Source organism: Tannerella sp., assembly GCF_030528505.1.
Taxonomy (GTDB): domain Bacteria; phylum Bacteroidota; class Bacteroidia; order Bacteroidales; family Tannerellaceae; genus Tannerella.
Genome location: NZ_JAUMYS010000003.1, coordinates 40,521 through 62,192, shown reverse-complemented (window position 1 = coordinate 62,192; position 21,672 = coordinate 40,521). Strand labels below are relative to the sequence as shown.

The 21,672-nt window shown below is 46.9% G+C and carries 11 protein-coding genes; 6 read left to right on the top strand and 5 right to left on the bottom strand.

Features of this window, described 5'->3' with window-relative positions:
- Nucleotides 1–29: 29 nt before the first annotated feature.
- The 5 genes from Q4A89_RS01085 to Q4A89_RS01065 form a co-directional block, all read right to left on the bottom strand.
- On the bottom strand, nucleotides 30–1,910 hold the full coding sequence (locus Q4A89_RS01085; RefSeq protein WP_303183069.1) for a SusD/RagB family nutrient-binding outer membrane lipoprotein: 1,881 nt from the start codon (nucleotides 1,908–1,910) through the stop codon (nucleotides 30–32).
- A 19-nt stretch (nucleotides 1,911–1,929) separates the two neighbouring features.
- A complete protein-coding gene (locus tag Q4A89_RS01080; protein WP_303183068.1) occupies nucleotides 1,930–5,019 on the bottom strand; it encodes a SusC/RagA family TonB-linked outer membrane protein in 3,090 nt (1,029 codons plus the stop codon).
- Nucleotides 5,020–5,207: 188 nt separating this feature from the next.
- Nucleotides 5,208–7,088: a RagB/SusD family nutrient uptake outer membrane protein gene (locus Q4A89_RS01075; protein ID WP_303183066.1), complete on the bottom strand. Its 1,881-nt coding sequence runs from the start codon at nucleotides 7,086–7,088 to the stop codon at nucleotides 5,208–5,210.
- Nucleotides 7,089–7,100: 12 nt separating this feature from the next.
- Nucleotides 7,101–10,577 (bottom strand): TonB-dependent receptor, encoded by a 3,477-nt coding sequence (locus tag Q4A89_RS01070; RefSeq protein WP_303183064.1) that lies wholly within the window; start codon nucleotides 10,575–10,577, stop codon nucleotides 7,101–7,103.
- Nucleotides 10,578–10,972: 395 nt separating this feature from the next.
- Nucleotides 10,973–11,827 (bottom strand): hypothetical protein, encoded by an 855-nt coding sequence (locus Q4A89_RS01065; RefSeq protein ID WP_303183062.1) that lies wholly within the window; start codon nucleotides 11,825–11,827, stop codon nucleotides 10,973–10,975.
- Nucleotides 11,828–12,299: 472 nt separating this feature from the next.
- Here Q4A89_RS01065 and Q4A89_RS01060 point away from each other — a divergent pair, with 472 nt between their 5' ends.
- From Q4A89_RS01060 to Q4A89_RS01035, 6 genes are read left to right on the top strand one after another with little or no spacing between them, the layout of a single operon-like run.
- Nucleotides 12,300–15,359, top strand: a complete 3,060-nt coding sequence (locus Q4A89_RS01060) for a xanthan lyase (RefSeq protein ID WP_303183060.1) — start codon at nucleotides 12,300–12,302, stop codon at nucleotides 15,357–15,359.
- A gap of 23 nt (nucleotides 15,360–15,382) precedes the next feature.
- The gene (locus Q4A89_RS01055; protein ID WP_303183058.1) at nucleotides 15,383–16,849 is read left to right on the top strand and encodes a glycosyltransferase family A protein; all 1,467 of its coding nucleotides are present in this window, start codon (nucleotides 15,383–15,385) and stop codon (nucleotides 16,847–16,849) included.
- Nucleotides 16,846–17,781 (top strand): DUF4922 domain-containing protein, encoded by a 936-nt coding sequence (locus Q4A89_RS01050; RefSeq protein WP_303183056.1) that lies wholly within the window; start codon nucleotides 16,846–16,848, stop codon nucleotides 17,779–17,781. The genes Q4A89_RS01055 and Q4A89_RS01050 overlap by 4 nt, the downstream gene beginning before the upstream one ends.
- Nucleotides 17,782–17,790: 9 nt before the next feature.
- Entirely contained in the window at nucleotides 17,791–19,107 is a 1,317-nt protein-coding gene (locus tag Q4A89_RS01045; RefSeq protein WP_303183054.1) for a SpoIID/LytB domain-containing protein, read from the top strand.
- A 16-nt stretch (nucleotides 19,108–19,123) separates the two neighbouring features.
- Nucleotides 19,124–20,425 carry an MFS transporter gene (locus Q4A89_RS01040; RefSeq protein WP_303183052.1) on the top strand — a complete coding sequence of 434 codons (1,302 nt, stop codon included), beginning with the start codon at nucleotides 19,124–19,126 and terminating at the stop codon, nucleotides 20,423–20,425.
- 7 nt (nucleotides 20,426–20,432) lie between these two features.
- Nucleotides 20,433–21,671, top strand: coding sequence for a DUF1343 domain-containing protein (locus tag Q4A89_RS01035; protein ID WP_303183051.1), 1,239 nt, complete (start codon nucleotides 20,433–20,435; stop codon nucleotides 21,669–21,671).
- Nucleotide 21,672: the final 1 nt, after the last annotated feature.

Here is a 21,672-nt window from a genome sequence, read left to right as displayed (position 1 = left end):
ATAGCGAATCGTTATTATAAATGAATAAATTATTTGACTGAAGCCGGCATTTCGCCCGGATAAGCAAACCAGGGTATCGAACATTGATAATTATCGGCCATACCGGATATCGGTTTTAGTGCCTCCAGAGACCCTTTATTCCACATGTATTCGGAATTATAACGCGGACGGATTCTGTAACATGGAGAACCCTCGTTCTTTACATTGTATGAACTTTTTCGTCCCTGCACCTGAGCCGGAGCCAGATAGAACCCTTTATATACTTTACTTGGATTCGTATCCCATTTCTGTGTAACGGTACTTATATCCCAACCGTTACCTTTCGAAGGATATTCACCGGTATACTCGATATCGTAATGATATTTCCGCATGTCTACCCATGCTTCGTGAGCGCCCCAGGGATAGAGAGCGATCCATTTCTGCATCATGATATGCGAGAGCGAAAAATCAGCCATAGGGAGCTTTTCAACAAAAGGACCGGCCAAGTATTCAGCGGCTAAATTATTGAAAACTTTCTTTGTGATTTTATCTCCTCCTTCGGCTTTACCCACCGTTCCCGGCATAAGGTATCGGGCGGTAAAATCGAGGTCTGCCTTTACTCCTTCTTTAAATGCTTCAAAAGCCTCGTTCTTCTTACCCATTTTCCAATAAGTTTCAGCCAGACAGAACTTAATTTCAGCACATGTCGTTAGAATATAAGGTGCTTCGTCATGATAGAGCCAACGACCCTTTCCATCATGCTTACTTCCCTGATATTCCGAAGCAATTCTTCGGCCGTAGTATGATGGAGCAGTACCAATCGGGCCACTTGCTCCGGTAAGCGATCCACCATAATACTTATACATCTTTACACTGTCTGCATTATCGATATTTTTATATTCCGGATCGCTTATCGTCGCTAACTTTGCCGCTACACGCGGATCGTAGTGTCCGGCTTCCGTTACCAGTGTATCGCAAATAATTTGCTTATCGGCAAGCTCGTACGGGTAGTAATCGTTTCCTTCCGTTCGCACTTTCTCTCCGGTACTTTCATCATATTTAGGAACAGTTCCCGTAAATACTTGCACAGCGTATTCGTGCTGAAAATAATCGTAACTAAGATTCTTTCTAGCCGTACCCCAAAAGTTGTTATAAGCACTATAAGGTGCACTCTGAGAGCCTCCGGCAATCTTTACGACCGCATCGTCGTCATGAGATTGAAACGATTTGGAGGCACATTGAATCAGCTCGGGAGCATAATCCGAAACAAAGTTTGTCTTATTCGACAAGGAGGCTAAATTGCGGACAAGGACAGCATAAGCAAATTTGATCCACTTTGCCTTATTCCCCTGATAAATAAAATCATTCGCACTGATTTTCGTACCATAATCTTTGTTATCTTCTTTTTCAAGCAGTTCAATCGCTTTGTAAGCCCATTCACGCACTTGTTTATAAACGTCTTTCTGGTAATCGTAATCGTGCGATAGCAATCCATCGACATAAGCCTGTTTCATCGGGAGCTCGGCGTGCTCTTTAGCAAGCATATCCCACGAGTAAGCCTTGATCGCATAGCCGATACCGGCAAGCGTCCAGTCTTCGGCTGCTAACGACTGGTTAATCATGTTTTCCAGATTCATACCTTGATTCCAGTAGGTCATACGCCAGATTTCACCGCAAGCATCACTTCCCTGTGCATAATAATGATTAGCAAAATTTGTATATGTAGAAGAAGTAGTCCCCATCATTTGGGTCATCGGTCCAAGACCTCTTATCTCATAATACACTCCATAATAAGACTGTTGTATTCCGGCCAGATACAAATATCCTTCTACATGGTCGGGAGCATCAATATTTTTGTTCACATCCAGATAATCTTCACAACCGGTCAGGAAGATAAAGAGGGATGCTACAATCATCGTTATTTTTTTCATCTCAGTAAGTGTTAAGTTTTTAATTAAACGTTAAGTTGAAACCGATCGACATACCGCGCGGATTCGGGATAGACCACACATCGTATCCTTCGCCACCGGTACCACCAGCTGCTGCCGATACCGTATTCCCGACGGCATCGATACCTGAATAGTTTGTCCACGTAAACAAGTCGTTCCCGGTAAGATGAATGCTTGCATCCGAAAGTACTTTTGTTTTTCTCAACCATTGGGATGGGAATCGATACATCAAACGCAATTCGCTCAAACGAACATAATGTACATTCTTTTCAAGCCAATCTTCATCTTTTCCCTCATAAACAGAAGAACCAAAGGTCGAATAATCTATTGCAATGGTATTCTTTGTGGGGTTATCCGAGTTTTCTTTTCCGTCTTTCAGGACACCGTTGAAGACAACCGGTCCACGTTCACGCAAATCGACCGACTCCCAGCTCGTCCCGTTCTCCATCATCGAACGTTTCGTGCCGTTCACTACGGTCGCTTTGTAGCGTCCGGAAAACATCGCCGACAAACGGAATCCTTTATAGCTTAAACTCGATGTGATCCCGAAACGGAGTTTCGGTTCTCTGTCGCCCAAGACACTCCATTTACTGTCGACCATAGGAATTCCGGTAGTCGGATCAATCAGGACCTGTCCGGCATCGTTGCGCTGATACGCCCGTCCGGTTAATGTCGTAATCGGATTTCCAACCATGATACCGTTACGAATATTTCCTGAACTCCAAGTCATCCAGTTATAATACTCGCTTACATTTTTGGGTAAAGAAACAACTTCCGAATGTGCTTGCGATAAATTAAGCCCCATATTCCAACGTAAGTTGTCTGCTCCGCGGATAATATCCACATCCACATGACTATCCCATCCCCAAGTATCGAATGTTCCGACGTTCATGTTATTCAAAACGAATCCGGTCGCATAACTGAGACGGAAGCCTTTCACGATCTGATCCGAACAATGTGTCGCGAAGTAAGTAAAATCAGCTACGATACGATCATCCCAGAAACGTCCTTCAAAACCGATCTCTCTGGAAGTCGTCATCTCCGGTTTCAGCTTTTTATTGGGTCCGGTGTATCCATACTTAAATCCACCACCCGTTAGTTCTGTAGCTTCCAATTGAGGATCGATTTCCAACGGTCCCGCATCTTTTCCCACACGAGCAATAGAACCTCTTATTTTAAGATAATTGATCATCTTGTTATCTTTGAGAAAAGGAAGTTCCGTCAGGATAAATGCCCCTTCTACCGCCGGATAGAAATAAGAATTATTGGCTTTGGGCAATGTAGACGACCAGTCGTTTCGTGCCCGGAACGTTAAAAAAGCCATATTGTTATATCCGAGTTCTATCTGCGATGAAAGCGCCTGAATACGCCGTTTCGTCGTACGCTTTATGGACGATACGGTTGCCGGCTCACAATTATTAATCGACTGAAAATCGGGAATAATAAATTTCGAACCGCTCGTACTTAAACGGGTAATCCCATTTTGGAGTTGGTGATATCCGAACTGAACAGAGAATGTAAACTTGTCATCGAAATATTTGTCATTATATCCGGCAAGTAAATTTAATGTCGGATCGGAAAAGTTCGATTTCGTCAAGACATAAGTTCCATCCCCGTTATTCGTTTTGAAATAATACGGATGTTTGGAAGTTTCAAAGGTTTGCATACCGACATCCCAACCCACTTGTGCTCTGAAGAACGCGTTCTTAATGGGAGTAATCGTTACGGAAGCATTCGAAATAAAACGATCGGATTCGTCGTAAAATTTATTCTTATGCAGTCCGAAAAGAGGATTCAACAAATCGGTATCGGTATAATAACGCGGATATCTCATGTGTGCACCGTCGGCCGCCAAATATTCCGACATATCATCAACCAGCGGCCACTTCATCGCTAAGAACAAAGGCCCGTCTACGCCACGCGGCACTTTCGTGTTTTGCGTAGAGGAGTACTGCATACTGCCTTCGAATTTCAGCCATGAGGTAATTTCTGCTTTTCCTGATAAACTCAAATTAAAGCGAGAATAGTCGGTCGTTTTAATTACTCCCGTCTGATTCAGGTACGATGCCCCTGCTCGCAACGTAGCTTTGTCACTTCCGGCTTCGACCGAAACATTATGCTTGTTACTGAATCCCGTCTGCAATACAGAGTTGAAATTATCATACAACGGCATTCCTTCGGGATAAAGTCCTCCGAAATGTTGAGTGTAATAATAATTGGTTGTTCCATAGGCTCCGTTGGCATATTTGGTCTGTATATCCGGATAACCGTATGCCTTATCCCAACGGAAAGTATTGCTGTAGGCAACGCGGCCCTTTCCTTTTCTTCCTTTTTTGGTTGTGATAATAATGGCTCCGTTCGACGCATCCGACCCATAAAGAGCTGCAGCCGCCGCTCCTTTCAATACGGTCATGGATTCGATATCTTCAGGATTAAAGTCATTTCCTCGCGAAGCAAAATCCAGGTTTCTCGGAGAAAATCCACCCCCTACGCTTGTAGGGTCAAAGGTGCTGTTGTTCATAGGAATACCATCTACCACATACAACGGTTGGTTATTTCCGGAAATAGAGGTTAAGCTACGCAATACAACGGTGTTGGAAGCACCGGGCGCTCCACCGGAAGAGCTGACGGTCATACCGGCCACACGGCCCTGCAACGCTGAAATAAAGTTGTCGCGTCCCGATTCAATAATATCGGAGGCTTTTACATTTTGCACCGAAGATCCCACCGCTCGTGCCACACGCTTCATACCGAACTCAGCCGTAATTTCTACTTCGCCAAGCATGGTAGCATCTTCCTTTAAAACAATTTTTAAATTGGGAGTAGCCACAACTTCCTGCGTCTTCATTCCCACATATGATACGACTAACCGTGCATTTGCAGGAACCGACAAGTTGAAATTTCCATCTAGATCTGTAACCGTTCCTTGCTCCGTCCCTTTGACCAGGATCGAAGCACCGATAACCGGTTCTCCTTTCTCGTCTGTTACGTTACCCGTTATACGGGTTTGTGCCATTGCAACCCCCACACTCAATAAGAATATGGAGAGTAATAGTTTCATTTTTCTTCCCATGGTACACTTTTTTATCATGATACAATTTGTTTTTCAAGTTTATAGCCTACAAAAAGGGCCTTTATTTGTTTTTCATCTTTGGTTTTCATGGAGATCTTTTTTTCAGGATTGAGGTGTTCGGTAAGCGATGTGTAGCACATCGGTTATTCCGAACACCTCAAGATGGATTATGATTTAACTTTTCATTTTTATGAACAAATATCTTTTTAATTAAAAGCAGTCCATGCTTTCGTCTGAGTCAGCTTGAAGCCTTTATCTTCATACGCCTTGATATCGAGTTTTCCAACAGGATAGCAATACGCCTCATCTCCAAAAACATTTCTGGGAGCAAATTTCGGCAATACATAGAAGCCCACCATGTCAGCAGCGTTTGTACCGTCGAACGTGACGATCGTTCCGTCTGCCTTACGTACTTTCAACAGATTGGCTTTCGTATATTTTCCCGTTTTCGGGTCAGCCGCTACAAAGTCAGGCAATTCTTTCGGGAAATCGACCCAAGGACCGCATTGAGTATCAACGTTTTTGGAATTATCCATGTACTGAATCTTTGCCCAACGTTTGATGTCGTGTAGACGGGTATGTTCAAAGATAAATTCCATACGGCGCTCTCTTCTGATTTCCCATAAAAGCGCAGACACATCGGCCTCTTTTTCGGGATCTTCAGGTAAGGAGGCCAATAACAGAGGTTCTGTTTGTTTCACTCCTTTTTTTACGGCATAACTGTCCAACGGACGCTTACGGATTGCATTAATCGATTTATCCAAGTCTCCCTGCGATACAGCTTCGCCTCCGAATGATTCGGCAAGCTCTTGTTTCGCTTCGATCCAATTCAATACAACTTCGGCATAACGAAGTACCGGCGCGTCATTTACATTATCGATACTTTTATATTGTCCCGGTAAACTTGCATGGTTGCCCGTTCTCCAGTAAGATGCCCCTTCACGGCTGATAAATTTGTTTCCGTAGATCAACGTGGATGAGTTGACATTGACCGTGTCGTAGAAGGTCGCTTCGAAACGCGGGTCACGCGTTTTGCAAAGCGTAGCCAAATCAAACTTCGCGGCTCCGTCTACTGACGAGTTTGAATAAACTTTTCCGTCGTTGCAAATAAAAGACTTTATCAGCGCCAGATTGACCCCCGACTGAGATTCGGTACCGTTCGAATAGGAACCGATGCAATGCGAAACTCCTACGGCCTTATCGTAATGGCGATACAGGATGACTTCGGGGTTACCGGCCAGATTATCCGATCCGAACAACGACCTGAAATCACTTCCAAACTTATATTTTCCGCTATTCATCACGACTTCAGAGGCCTCTTTACAGAAAGTCAGGTACTTCTGTGCGCGCTCCATATCGAGACGATGGTATTTCTGCCACGTGCCTTCATACAGCATGATACGAGAAGCAATCGCAGCCACAATCATCTTGTTTACGTTCATCGCTCCCTTATCGTTAGCCCGAACACCGGCCAAAGCCGCTTTCAAATCATCATACACCTTATCCATTACGACACCTCTGGGGTCTCTGTCTTTATAAAGATTCGCAAAATCTTCGGCGTCATAATCTTTATCAAAGTACGGAATATCCCCGTACGTAAGGACCAGTCTGTAATGCTGGTAAGCGCGGAAGAAGCGAGCTACTCCCATCCAATGGTCGAATTCCTCTTGCGTCAATTTATCTTTCATACGCTCTTCCATACGCATGATCATGATGTTCGCCTTTTTAACCCAGGAATAGTTCCATTTATCGCCCAATGCCTGTCCGTCCCACGCATCGTCTGTTTTCACTTTCGTAACCGTATTCGGAACCGAGTTGGGGAACGATAATTGTTGTCCTTCAGTCGAAAAGTCGTCACAGAAATCATATCCTCTCAGTGGCGTCCAACTGGCGGCCCATCCACTGTTATATCCATTGAAGAACTGCGGGTAGAATTCATTGGCATACATGCGCAAATCATTCTCATTACGCCAATAGTTCTGATCTTCGAATTTTGTCAACGGAGGCCTGTCCAAAAAACTGTCGCTGCAAGCAGAGAAGAGCAACGTGACAAAGCCAGATAAGATACTATATATAATCTTTTTCATATGCTAAACTAATTAAAATGTTAACTGAACACCGAATGACATGGACTTAAATGTAGGAATACTTAATCCGACCCGTTCGGCATTTCCTTTATCATAGAATGGAGTAGCTCCGGGAATTACCTCCGGATCGAGAGGCAAGCCTCTGAGATGATCGAAGGTAAAGAAGTTTTCCAGTGACGCGTATATACGAGCATTCTTCATGTATGCTTTTCCTGCAAGTGCTTCGGGAAGCGTATACCCAAACGTAATGTTCTTAACGCGCAGATAGGCCATATTAAGCAGGTATTTATCCTGAGGACGCATATTGTATGCATCTTTTGAGTTGGCCATATTCCACGGACGAGGATAGAATGCTCCGGTATTTTCTTCCGTCCAATAATCTTTCGCGAACGATTTGGCCATCGCTCCATCAGACGTATTGAAGCCGGGAATAGAAATGGAAGAGCTTCCCCACAATTCACGTTTTCCAACACCTTGCATAAAGATCGAGAAATCAAATCCTTTATAATCTGCGCCCAGTCTGATTCCGTATTCAAATCTCGGGGTCGTATTCCCGATCTTCTCCTTGTCGCCATGATCATGGATATCCGAAGCCCCTTGATCGATTTTGCCGTCACCATTGACATCCTTAAACTTTACATCGCCGGGACCAAAGATAAAGTTCCCGCTTTGCAAATAATCCTGATATACCCCGTTCGGGTCTTTTAGTTTATTCACAACTTTTGCTCCCGCTGTTCCTTTGGCAACTTCTTTCCCGTTTAAAGCATATGTTTTAACGAGTTTTCCTTCACTATCATATACAAAATCATCTTTCTGATACAAGCGGTCGGTTCGATAGCCCCAGATTTCCCCGTACGTCTTTCCGTTATAATTGGCTTCAATACTTCTGGAACTACCATACTGCGTAATTTCAGTCAACGCATCGGAGAGGGTTAGCATTGCATTTACCCCCAAGCCGTTTTTAAATTGATGACGGTAATTAACCGACAGCTCCCAGCCGTACGTACGCAAGTTACCAAAATTTCCGAGCGGAGCTTTAGAACCGAAAGTAGCCGGGACACCTTCCATAGGTACAATCGTATTCTTCGTATCTCTCCGATACCAGTCGAACATAACGTCTAATTTTCCTTCTATCAAAGACACGTCAAATCCGAGGTTTAACGATTCGATATCCTGCCAGGTAATGGAAGCCAATACGGAAGAAGGAATTCCTACATACGTCAACTTCTTTCCCGAAGCATCGAGCCAGCTTCCCTGGCCGGATTCCATCAAAGAGAGATACAACGTATTCTCGACCGTCTGGTCTCCGATTTGCCCCCAAGATCCTCTGAGCTTTAACGAGGCCAGGAATGGTTTGCTCCATTCCATCCATGCCTCTTCACTGACACGCCATCCGGCCGAGAAAGAAGGGAACCATCTCCATTTCAAATCCGTCGGAAATTTGGATGTTCCGTCGTAACGCAGATTGGCCTCGAACAAGTAACGACCTAAGAAATCGTAATTGATACGGCCATAATAACCCAACTGAGATTCCCAACCTCTGTCGCCACCTGCTTTTTCTTCACCGGTAGCCAAATCGAATTGAGGATTATGGATATTACTCAACTCTTTTTTCTGCGACCAGTTCGATACAAAACGGGAAGATACCTGATTGACACCAGCCATGAATTTAAAATGGTGAGTATCGTTCAGATTCAAGTTATAAGTCGTATACGCATTGAACGTATTCTGATGCCAATTCTTTGCCTCCCGATAAACGAGATCAGGAGTAGAACCTGCCCCCGTATACGTTACATAATTCAAATCATACGCCGGCATGGCTCCAGCTGCTCCTGCGTCAATCACTTCTCCTTTTCCGTTCACATACACCTGATTACCATCTTTATCCAATCGTTTAATGGGAGCACCCCAGGTATCTGCGGCCGAAAATCTTGTTCCGTTCTGCTCAAATGCATATTCGCGGTTGGCATAGGTATATTGCAGATCAGCAGTCCAGTTCTTCATAAGATTAATATGCGTCCCCAAGTTCACGCTGAAATAATTATTCATTTGCAACCCGGTGTTGGCATCATGGATTTGCTGTTCGGGACCACGCATCAGATATCCGCGATCATCTCGTCCGAAAGGTACGGTCGGTCCCCAACGATACATATAATACCACGGGTCTGCCGATTTTGTTCCGGTAACATAAGGAAAACGCTTCTCTTGCTTCGAGAAGATCATACCGGCATTAACCGAAATGACTTTGCTTACCTCGATATCCAAATTGGTAGAAGCATTGTAACGTTTAAAATCGTCATGCTTCGCCGGCTTGGTCATACCATTCTGATTCAAATAGCCCAATCCGACATTATAGCCGATCTTTCCGCTTTTTCCATTCAAAGAAAGATTGTGGTTCGCTGAAGGCGCCCACTCTCTGATCATATAATCATACGGGTCATACGTTCTCAATCCGATTTTACGCCCTTGTGCGTCTACGTACCAGTCGCGTCCGTATACTGTCGGATCATCAACCCCTAATTTTCCGCCATATTCTTTCTGCCATTCCTTCATTCGTTGCAACCCTTCGGGGGTAACATAGTACGGCCAGCCCGAAACGGTTTTTCCGCCATTCAAGGCCGCGATCATATTGTACTCCATCCCCTCGAGACCGGCCATTTCCATTTTTAAGGCCGGGTTCTGCCATGCAAAATTGCCGGAGTATGCAATATTCAAGCTCTCCTGCTTAGCGCCTCGTTTGGTCGTGATCAGCACTACCCCGAAAGCGCCTTTGGCTCCGTAAATGGATGCCGAAGCTGCGTCTTTCAATACGGAAATCGATTCGATATCGTCCGGGTTGATAAACGAGATGCTCGGTACCTCGACGTTATCGACCAAAATCAGCGGAGCCGAAGAGCCTTCGAACGATCCGATCTGTCCACGAATCTTGATTCTGGGATCAATCCCGACTTCACCATTCGGTACCACGACCGATAATCCAGGCGTTGTTCCTTGCAGACCGCGTCCCACATCTGCGATTGGACGGGCTCCCAATGCTTTGCCGACATCGACAGAGGCAACGGCTCCGGTAAGGTTCACTTTCTTTTGCGTTCCGTACCCCACCACAACGACTTCGTCCAACAATTCCGTGTCTTCCTGAAGTACGATACGCATCGATGCACTGGCTGTCACTTCCTGCGTACGATACCCTACGTACGAAATCACCAATTTAGCACCCGATTTTACGTTCAGGGCAAATCTTCCGTCGATATCCGTTATCGTACCATTTCCTGTTCCTTTTTCCAATACACTGGCTCCGATAACGACTTCACCCTTTTCATCAACGACTGTTCCGCTGATGCTTACGGACGGATTCTGTGTATCAGTTACATGTAGACCGACAGGCCTGTCGGCTTTCGCAAAATGAGGCGTTCCTCCTAATAACGCGGTGATTGCGCAAATTGCAACAATCCTGTCGTAATACATGCTTCGTTTCTTTACGTTTACCATATTAATTATGCTTTTAATGATTGTTTGTCAATGGAGTATGCAATATCCGAAAAACATGATGTACGAATGAATTTCCAGTTCGTAACGATATGGGTGCTTTTCAGATAAATCATTTCCATAGGCTCTCTTTTTTAAAGGGGTTATTTATTCTTTCCTGTTATGTTAATTGTCAAGTATTACATTAAATATATGTTCTCGTTGTTTCTATTCCTGCTTCCTCTTTATACAATTAAAAGTGTACTTTTACCGTATTTTGTACAAGCAAAGGTATACTATAATTTTTACATTAAGAACTTTTATTCCGTTTTTTTATGAATTAGACTTAATATTTAACAAATCAATGTTTGAAAAATAAAAATAAAAAACCGTGCAAAGAAACAAAAATAAGCAGTGAATCAGCTTCCGGCATCATCCGGAGGGAAGGCATGGTATTTGATTAACCCACCCATAGGAGTCTCTTCGACCACACTTAACTCTACTCCGAATTCCTTTCCAACTTGATGCAGTAAATCCGCGTAATTATATGCCACTGATCCGACAAAGCGAATCGGGTAATTCAGATAGTCATATTGCATCACATTACGCAGGAAAAAACTCCGGAGATTCGTTAACAGCAACCCTTTTACATAATCAAATCGAAGGTAATCAGCTAAAAAGCATGACTGTTCAGCTAAGAAACGGTTAGGAAACGGCCGATTATAAACAGCATCCATTACATCGTGAGGCGTCAAGTCGTACTTTTCGAAGAAGTCATCGATCAGCACTTGAGGAGCAAGTTTTTTCAAGACATCCGAGAGAAATTGCTTTCCTAGCGCAGCCCCACTCCCTTCATCTCCTAAAATATATCCGCCGGCGCGTACATTCTTAACGATTGTATATCCATCATAAAAACACGAATTCGAGCCCGTGCCCAGAATGCAGGCAATCCCGGATTCGTGCTGAAACAGCCCCCGAGCGGCAGCCAGCAGATCGCTTTCCACGTAAGCCGGCGTCTTGAATTGAGCAACCAAGGAAGCCTCTACAATACTTTTCTTTTCGGCCGAGGTACACCCCGCTCCATAAAAAAAGACCTGCTCCAGCTTGCGCTTAAAAAAAGAGTCCGGCAGTCCTAACCTAACACTCCGACTAATTTCTCTTCTCGTTTGAAAAAAAGGGTTTAGTCCTTCGGTAAAAACACGTTGTACCAAATGCTCTCCTTCCACCAACGCCCACTCTGTCTTTGTCGATCCGCTTTCCGCTATTAATTTCATTCCGATTAAAGATGCTGTTTGAAATACAAAGATAGCAGTTTTTTTCACAACTATCTCGAAGTCTATTTTTTCTCAAACACATTAATCGCAGCTCTTTAGTTGTTTTATCCGGACAGATAAGCAACTCGGTTAATCATAGACAAATAGCCATTATTTTTACATTGACATATAAACCTTTCATACCAAATGCAATACACACCAAACAAGTTGTATTGAAGAAAAAGCCCCGAAAAAAACATGTTTAATCAGAGTAGATTTGCAACCTCAATCTGTAAATTAATGAGTATAATTCGAAAATTATCGGAATCTTTGTTTCCGATATTAAAACAAAGATGTATCTTTGTCCGTAGTATAACGAAAGAAACATATCCACCGCGTGAGGAAAAGCATATACATTAAATTATATAGCAAGAGGAATAATCGCCCTCTTTCCGAACAGTGGATATATCAAGAAGCAAATTTATTCTTATAGATGAGACATAAAAAAGCAGCCGAAAGATTCGGGCATAAGATAAAGTTTTCATGGTGGGTGATCTGTTGTTGTCTCTTTTCGCAGGCTATACAGGCACAAACCTTTCCGAAGAACGTACAGGAACAAATAGGTAGCTATTTAACCGCTTTTTCGAAAAAGGAAGTTTCGATCGGCAAGATTACGATCGACTCGGTCGATATACGAAAAAATCAGATTGTTCTTTTTGCCAATACGAATTGTTCTTATCTCCCTTTTCGGGAAGATAATGTGGCTGAAATATACCGTAACATTAAAAGCCTCCTGCCTGAGGAATATAAAAAACATGGCGTTCAGATAAAAACAGAGCATCACCCCATCGAAGAACTTATACCTCTTGCGTTCAGGACAAAGAGAGACAACAAACAAAAGACATTCCGTCAGGTGGTCAGCAAGCCGTTAGTGACCCGGCTCTCTGTTCATTACTCGCCGAAATACGGATTGCAAAACCGGCACATCGCTCTTTGGCAAAGTCATGGATTCTATTACGAGTCGAAGCTCAACCGCTGGGAATGGCAACGTGCACGTACGTTCCAGACCGTAGAAGACTTATATACGCAAAGCTTTGTCTTACCTTATTTGGTTCCGATGCTCGAAAGCGCCGGTGCAAATGTGCTGATTCCGCGCGAACGTGACGTACAAACAGCGGAAATCATCATCGATAACGACGGATGCCGGAACAACTCGCACTACGTCGAACACACGGCAACGACCAGCTGGCGCACGGGAGAAGCCCCCGGATTCGCTCATCTGCGCAATCACTATATTGATTTTGAGAATCCTTTTCGGGAAGGGACCTGCCGGGTAACGGAAAGCATCCGAAAAGGGGACGAGAGTCGTGCCGAATGGATTCCCGACATCCCTGAAAAGGGCCGGTATGCCGTTTACGTCTCTTACCGGACATTCGCGAACAGTACAATGGATGCACGTTATACCGTATATCACGGGGGGAAACGCTCCGAGTTCTCCGTTAACCAGCGAATGGGCGGAGGGACATGGATCTACCTTGGACATTTCGACTTCGACCAAGGTAAAAACGATGCCAATAAGGTGGTGTTAAGCAACCGGTCGTCCGAGTCCGGTAAACTTATTTCAGCCGACGCCGTTAAAATAGGAGGAGGATACGGAAACATCGCGCGGGGAACTTCGCATGATGCAATGATAACGAGCAATGTCAAAAGCTCGGATGCACCGGATGCGGCCGAGATGCTCCCGGCCATCGACAGCCCCAACGAAATCAGCGGTTATCCGCGTTTCACCGAAGCGGCACGTTACTGGATGCAATGGGCCGGTATTCCCGACACGATCTATTCCGACAGTCAGGGAAAGAATGACTATACAGACGATTATCGTTCACGCGGCAAATGGGTAAATTACTTGTGTGGAGGTTCATCGCTCAACCCGAATGAAAAAGGACTGAATATCCCCATTGATCTGGCTTTCGCCTTCCATTCCGATGCCGGAACAACACCTAACGACTCGATTATCGGTACGCTCGGCATCTTCTTCACCGACGTGTACGACGGACAATATACCAATGGCGCATCACGCTATGCCGCACGTGAGTTGACCGACCTGATTCAGAGCCAGATCGTCAACGATATTCGGGCACTGCACGAACCGCGATGGAGCCGGCGAGGCATGTGGGATAAACCGTATTCCGAAGCACGCACACCCCGCGTACCGACCATGCTGCTGGAGCTGCTCTCGCATCAGAACTTTGCCGATATGCGCTACGGAATCGATCCCCGTTTCCGGTTTACCGTCAGTCGTGCCATCTACAAAGGGATGCTCCGGTTCATTTGTTCCCAATACGCGCAAAAATACATCGTACAACCGTTGCCGGTTGATCATATGCGCCTGCAATTTGTCGGCCAGAACGAAGTTGAACTCTCATGGCAGGCCGTATCCGACCCGTTGGAACCTACGGCCGAAGCTCAACAATACATTGTTTACACACGCATCGGTGATGGGGCTTTCGATAACGGTACGGTCGTCAAAAGGAACTCGTTCCGGAATATACAGTCGCCCGGTATCATCTACAGTTATAAGGTCACAGCCTTGAACGAAGGAGGTGAAAGCTTCCCTTCCGAAATCCTCTCGGCAGCACGTGCTATAAACGAAAAAGCAACCGTTTTGATTATAAACGGATTCGACCGGATCTCAGCACCGGCTGATTTTACCGGCGACAGCATTGCCGGATTTACGGATTGGATCGACCACGGCGTACCGTATATCCATGACATCAGCTATGTAGGCCCCATGAAAGAGTTCCGGCGGTCGATTCCTTGGATGGACGATGATGCCGCCGGGTTCGGTGACAGCCACTCAAACTGCGACACGTTAGTAATCGCCGGAAACACGTTCGACTACCCGTCGATACATGGCGCTTCCATTTTAAAAGCCGGTTATTCGTTTGTTTCTTGCAGCAACGAGGCGGTCGAATCGAAACAGCTCACCTTGAGCAACTATCCCATTGTCGACCTGATTCTGGGAAAACAACGTCAAACGAAAATGGGACGTGGCGGCGTTGTCCCCTTACAGTTCAAAACCTTCAGTACCGCGTTACAGGAAGCCATAACGGCTTACTGTCAATCGGGCGGTCACATCTTTGTATCGGGCGCTTATGTCGGTTCCGACTTATGGGATCACCCGGCAGCTTCACCGGCCGATCGCGATTTTGCCACAAATACGCTCCGTTTCCAGTGGCGCACGGGGCAAGCCGCCATCACGGGCGAAGTTAAAAGCCCTCCGTCGCCTTTCTCTGTCTTTTCGGGCCGATACAATTATCATCATGTGCTGAACAAAAAAGCCTATGTAGTCGAATCGCCGGATGGTATCGAACCTGCCGGTGAGGGCGGACATACAATTTTACGCTATGCCGAGAACAATATCAGCGCGGGTGTGGCTTATCGGGGCAAATATAAAACATGCATCATAGGTTTTCCCTTTGAGTCGGTTCGCACCGGCGAAGAGAGAGACCGGCTAATGCAATCGATACTTACATTTTTTAATCAGAAATAAGAACGAATAAAAAGCAAAACGATATGAGAGCAAAGATAACCTGCTTCATCCCGATGGAAGATGAAGCACAAGTACGCAAAACAATTGCAGCACTGAAAAGCAGTCCCCAGACAGGTCCCATTTATCTGCTTGCCGCAGAGCCTCGGCCTTCGATAGACAGATGTGAAACGATAACGGTTTCATCGCTTTTCGGCAGCGAAACGATCCGGATGATAACCGAAAAAGCTGAAACAGCCTATACACTTTTCTATACGAAATATTCGACACTGGCCTTAGGCTATTTCGCTCTGGAACGCATGGTGCAAATCCTCGAAGATACACAGGCCGGAATGGTGTATGCCGACCGGTATCAGACGGAAGGGATGACGCAGAAGCAGGCGCCGGTTATCGATTATCAGATGGGAAGCTTGCGCGACGATTTCGATTTCGGGTCTGTGCTTCTGTTCCGTTCCGAGGCCTTGCGCGAAGCTGCCGCACGCATGACATCACCCTACCGGTTTGCCGGACTGTATGACTTGCGGTTAAAGTTATCTCAAAAGAATGCGCTGGTACATATCAATGAATATTTGTATACCGAAGTCTTGTCCGACACGCGTAAGAGCGGCGAGAAGATTTTCGATTACGTAGACCCGAAGAACCGTGACGTACAGATCGAAATGGAGCAAGCTTGCACGGAGCATCTGAAAGAGATCGGCGGATACTTAGCTCCTTCGTTCGGGTCAATCGCTTTCGATGCCGGACATTTCGAATACGAGGCTTCAGTGATCATTCCGGTGCGCAACCGTGTGCGCACTATCGAAGATGCGATTCGCTCCGTATTAAATCAACAAACAACATTCAAATACAACCTGATTATCATTGATAATCATTCGACCGACGGAACAACCGATGCCATCCGCAAATACACCTCCGACGAGCGCGTGATCCACCTGATTCCAGAACGAACCGACCTCGGAATCGGCGGCTGCTGGAACACCGGTGTACATCACGAATCCTGCGGTAAGTTTGCCGTACAGCTCGACAGCGACGATGTATACAAAGACGAACATACGCTGCAGAAAATGGTCGATACCTTCTACGAACAACAATGCGCCATGGTCGTAGGCACATACATGATGACGGACTTCCATATGCAAATGATTCCGCCCGGCATCATCGATCACAAAGAGTGGACCCCCGACAATGGCCGCAACAACGCGCTTCGCATCAACGGGCTGGGGGCTCCGCGGGCATTCTACACGCCGCTGCTTCGCGAGATTAAAGTGCCCAATACGAGTTACGGCGAAGATTATGCGCTTGGTCTGGCTTTCTCGCGCCGTTATCAGATTGGCCGTATCTATGATGTGGTGTATCTTTGCCGCCGCTGGGAGGATAATTCCGATGCGGCACTCGATATTGTAAAGATGAATCATCATAATGTATATAAAGACAGGATACGCACATGGGAACTGCAGGCGCGTATCGCGATGAACAAAAACGGGGAGCAATGATACAGGATTCCGTAGATAAGCTGTTTGAAGAGCAGCTGGCCGTGTGGACACTGGCCGGCAATAACTATCGTGCATTGGATCAAGTGCGGACGAAGTACTTCGAAGACGGAGCTTCCTTGTACAAGGTGCAATTCAATCCCGCACGCATCACCTCTTCGTCGGCCAAGGTCGATACGCAATCCATCCGTGCCCGAGCCTGTTTCCTCTGTCCGCACCACCTGCCGGCCGAACAGCGGGGGCTCGCCTTCAAAACGCGTTACCAGATATTGGTCAACCCATTCCCAATTTTTCCGCGCCATCTGACGATCCCCGAGATGCAGCATGTCGACCAGCGCATCGAAGGACGCATCGACGATATGCTTGATCTGGCACAGGCGCTCGACCGTTATGTGGTGTTTTATAACGGTCCCAAATGCGGAGCATCGGCGCCCGACCATTTTCATTTTCAGGCAGGAAACAAAGGTCTGTTGCCGGTAGAAGAAAACTCGCGACGCGGAATATCCGGCGAGGTTCTCCGATACAACGATGCCATTCTCTGGTATGCCGATCAGACAGCTGCACCGAGATTACTCATCGAAGCTACGGAGAAAGCAAACGCGATCCATCTGTTTGAGACCATTTACGGAGCGATGACGCCGGATGAAGCTTCCGGTGAACCGATGATGAACTTGCTGGCATGGTATGAAGAAGGTAAATGGTTCATGTGTATCTTCCCGAGAGCAGCCCATCGGCCTGCCTGCTACTATGCCGAAGGAGAAGAAAACCTCCTCATCAGTCCGGGATCGGTAGATATGGGGGGAGTGTTAATTACCGTACAGGAAAAAGATTACGATAAGATTACCTTGCAAACCATCTGTCAGGTGATGGAAGAAGTCAGCATCCGACCGGAAGATTTCCGTCGGTTACAACAACAGATTAAAGAAAACGTATAAGAAAAAGCTATGACAGAACCAAAAGTAAAAGTCGGCATCCTTTTCGAGCCGGAGATCGAATTTGTCTTACTGGCCCCGTATCGCATCAATGGCTGTGAAGTGAGCGGTGCGCAGACGGTAACGTATAAAGACGGTCGAATCGCCTGGCAAGATCGCCTGTACGACGAGTTGTTGTTCGAGCCGGCAGATGCCTTGTCGGGAAATTTCGAAATTCGGGATGTAACGATCGGGATTAATTTTCATTGGGAGCGTAAGGAAAATCAACGTTTTCAGGGCGCCTTCCATGTGATTGTCGAAAACGATAAACTGACCGGCATCAATGTGATCGGAGTAGAAGATTATCTGATCAGCGTAATCTCGTCCGAGATGAGTGCAACGGCTTCACTCGAACTGTTGAAAGCGCATGCCGTCATTTCACGAAGCTGGCTGTTGGCGCAAATGGAAAAAAACAAAGCGCTTGCCGACGGACAAGATACGTATACGACATGTATACAAACCGATGAGGAGTTAATCAAATGGTACGACCGGGAGGATCATCTTCGCTTCGATGTCTGTGCTGACGACCACTGCCAGCGCTATCAGGGAATCACCCGCGCTTCGACAGAGACCGTACGGGAAGCTGTAGCCGCTACCCGTGGCGAGTTGCTGATGTACGACGGAAAGATTTGTGACGCCCGTTTCTCGAAATGTTGCGGAGGCGTCTTCGAAGAATTCGGGAGCTGCTGGGAGGAAGTCGAGCATCCTTATCTGGCAAAACAGCGTGACAGTAAAACCGTGACGGAATTACCCGATCTCACCGTCGAAGCCGAAGCCGACCGATGGATACGTACATCGCCCGAAGCATTCTGCCATACCGCCGACGTGAAGATTCTCTCGCAGGTACTCAATCATTACGATCAGGAGACAACACAGTTTTATCGTTGGACGGTGACGTACGGACAAGACGAATTGGCGACGCTGATCCGCGAACGATCAGGCATCGACTTCGGCCGGATTATCGATCTGATACCGGTCGAACGCGGCACATCCGGACGGCTGATCAAGCTGAAAATTGTGGGTAGCAAGCGCACATTAACCATCGGAAAAGAGCTGGAGATACGACGCACGCTATCGACGTCGCACCTGTACAGTTCTGCCTTTGTGATCGATAAAGCCGACATCTCGGACGGCATCCCGGGGCGTTTCACCCTGACCGGCGCGGGATGGGGGCATGGCGTAGGGCTCTGCCAGATCGGCGCAGCTGTCATGGGCGAGCAGCAATACCCTTACGATAAGATTCTGTTACATTATTATATCGACGCATCCATCGAAAAAGCATACGATTAACTAAAACAAACAACAAATGAAAACAGAGAAAAGAACGAACGCGTGGGGATGGGTGCCGACGCTTTACTTTGCGGAAGGACTGCCTTATGTAGCCGTGATGACGGTAGCCGTCATCATGTATAAACGTTTAGGACTTTCAAATACCGAGATCGCACTCTACACCAGCTGGCTGTATCTGCCGTGGGTGATCAAGCCGTTTTGGAGTCCGTTCGTCGACCTGCTGAAGACGAAACGCTGGTGGATCGTCAGCATGCAGCTCCTCATCGGGGCGGGGTTCGCAGGCATCGCATTCTTTATCCCCACCGACTATTACCTGCAACTGACGCTCGCGTTCTTCTGGCTGCTGGCGTTCAGCTCGGCGACGCACGACATTGCGGCGGACGGTTTTTATATGCTGGGACTTACTTCGGGCGAGCAGTCTTTTTTTGTCGGTATCCGTAACACGTTTTACCGGTTGGCCAATATCTTCGGACAAGGTATTCTCGTCATGTTTGCCGGATGGTTCGAAACCGGACCGCTGTTGGCCGACACATCTCTTCGCATACCGATGGCATGGAGCATCACGTTCTATCTTCTGACGGCCATCTTTATCGGACTGACGGTATACCATCAATTCATCCTTCCCAGGCCCGACAGCGACGCAAAAAGAACAGGAGTAACTGCAGGTAAGTTATTGGAAGACTTTTTCCGTACATTCACGTCGTTCTTCAAAAAGAAAAATCTGGGGTTGATGTTCTTCTTCCTGCTCACGTATCGATTGGGAGAATCGCAGCTGGTCAAAATAGCGTCTCCGTTCCTGCTCGACAGTCCCGAGGCCGGCGGGCTGGAGTTGTCGACGGCGACCGTGGGGATGATTTACGGAACCATCGGCGTCATCGCTTTACTGCTGGGCGGTATATTGGGCGGTATCGTCGTTTCCCGGCACGGTTTCAAACGCTGGATACTGCCTATGGCACTGGCAATCAATCTCCCCGACCTGCTCTACGTTTACCTCTCGGCCGCGATGCCCGATACATGGCTTGTGATTATGTCGGTAGCCATCGAACAGTTTGGATACGGTTTCGGATTTACGGCTTATACCTTATACCTCATTTATATCGCCGAAGGCGAACATAAAACGGCGCATTATGCGATCGGCACCGGCTTTATGGCGATGGGGATGATGTTGCCCGGTATGATAGCCGGATGGATTCAGGAAAATATCGGATATACGAACTTTTTCATTTGGGTGTGCTTCTGTACCCTGCCGGGTATCATCGCCTCCCTCTTAGTTAGAAACAAAATAGCGCCCGATTTCGGGAAGAAAATCAAATCATAATCGACGAATGAAACGTATTCATATCATTGTATGGTGTTTGTGCACGTTGTCGGTGCTGACGACGCAGGCACAAAAGATTACAATCAAGACAGGTCTGGAAGTACTGAAGGAGCAACGCTTCCAATGCCTTGAAGGCAAACGGGTCGGATTGATCACGAACCCGACGGGAGTAGATAATCACCTTCGGTCGACGATCGATATTTTACACGCAGCGCCCAACGTAAACCTCACGGCGCTCTACGGTCCTGAACACGGCGTACGGGGCGATGTGCATGCCGGCGATAAGATCGACAGCGGTACGGACCCGGCAACGGGTCTGCCCGTCTATTCGCTCTACGGCGCGACACGGAAGCCGACGCCCGAAATGCTGAAAGATGTCGATGTGCTGGTGTATGACATTCAGGATATCGGCTGTCGTTCGTTCACTTACATCAGCACGATGGGATTGGCGATGGAAGCAGCGGCCGAAAACAACATCGAATTTGTCGTACTCGATCGTCCGAATCCTCTCGGCGGATTAAAAGTGGAAGGTTGTATCGTGGAAGACGGTTTCTTCTCTTTCGTCAGCCAATACAAAATACCGTATATCTACGGCCTGACTTGCGGCGAGCTAGCGCTGATGCTGAATGCCGGCAAAAAGCCCGGCGAGGCCTGTAAGCTGCACGTGGTGAAGATGAAAGGATGGAAGCGAAAGATGGATTACACGCAAACGGGATTGCAATGGATCCCGCCGTCGCCCCACATTCCGCATGCACATTCGGCGTTCTTTTATCCCGTTAGCGGGATATTCGGCGAATTGGGTTATGCCTCTATCGGTGTGGGATATACCATTCCGTTCCAGATGTTTGCCGCACCCTGGATAAAGGCGGCAGAGCTGACCCGGCGGATGAATGCGCTGCGCGTGCCGGGCGTCACCTTCCGACCGATCCATCTCAAACCGTTCTATGCGACGAACAAAGGCGAATTTATACAAGGCGTGCAGGTGCATATCACCGACTACCGGCGGGCGCCATTGAGCGATATACAATTCCTCTTTATACAGGAAGTCGCGGCGCTCTACCCCGACCGCGCCGTGTTTGCCCATGCCGACTCCACTCGTTTCCAAATGTTCGATAAAGTATGCGGAAGCAACCACATCCGTGAAGGGTTCATGCGGCGTAACCGCTGGGAAGACGTACGTCCATACTGGTATAAAGATGTCGAACGGTTCAAAAAACAGTCGAAAAAATATTATTTGTACAAATAAC

What these genes read in the sequence shown, in the direction of transcription:
- Q4A89_RS01060 (WP_303183060.1), top strand. Translation starts at nt 12,300, where the DNA reads ATGAGACATAAAAAAGCAGCCGAAAGATTCGGGCATAAGATAAAGTTT.
- Q4A89_RS01065 (WP_303183062.1), bottom strand. Translation starts at nt 11,827, where the DNA reads ATGAAATTAATAGCGGAAAGCGGATCGACAAAGACAGAGTGGGCGTTG.
- Q4A89_RS01085 (WP_303183069.1), bottom strand. Translation starts at nt 1,910, where the DNA reads ATGAAAAAAATAACGATGATTGTAGCATCCCTCTTTATCTTCCTGACC.
- Q4A89_RS01040 (WP_303183052.1), top strand. Translation starts at nt 19,124, where the DNA reads ATGAAAACAGAGAAAAGAACGAACGCGTGGGGATGGGTGCCGACGCTT.
- Q4A89_RS01050 (WP_303183056.1), top strand. Translation starts at nt 16,846, where the DNA reads ATGATACAGGATTCCGTAGATAAGCTGTTTGAAGAGCAGCTGGCCGTG.
- Q4A89_RS01080 (WP_303183068.1), bottom strand. Translation starts at nt 5,019, where the DNA reads ATGATAAAAAAGTGTACCATGGGAAGAAAAATGAAACTATTACTCTCC.
- Q4A89_RS01070 (WP_303183064.1), bottom strand. Translation starts at nt 10,577, where the DNA reads ATGGTAAACGTAAAGAAACGAAGCATGTATTACGACAGGATTGTTGCA.
- Q4A89_RS01075 (WP_303183066.1), bottom strand. Translation starts at nt 7,088, where the DNA reads ATGAAAAAGATTATATATAGTATCTTATCTGGCTTTGTCACGTTGCTC.
- Q4A89_RS01035 (WP_303183051.1), top strand. Translation starts at nt 20,433, where the DNA reads ATGAAACGTATTCATATCATTGTATGGTGTTTGTGCACGTTGTCGGTG.
- Q4A89_RS01045 (WP_303183054.1), top strand. Translation starts at nt 17,791, where the DNA reads ATGACAGAACCAAAAGTAAAAGTCGGCATCCTTTTCGAGCCGGAGATC.
- Q4A89_RS01055 (WP_303183058.1), top strand. Translation starts at nt 15,383, where the DNA reads ATGAGAGCAAAGATAACCTGCTTCATCCCGATGGAAGATGAAGCACAA.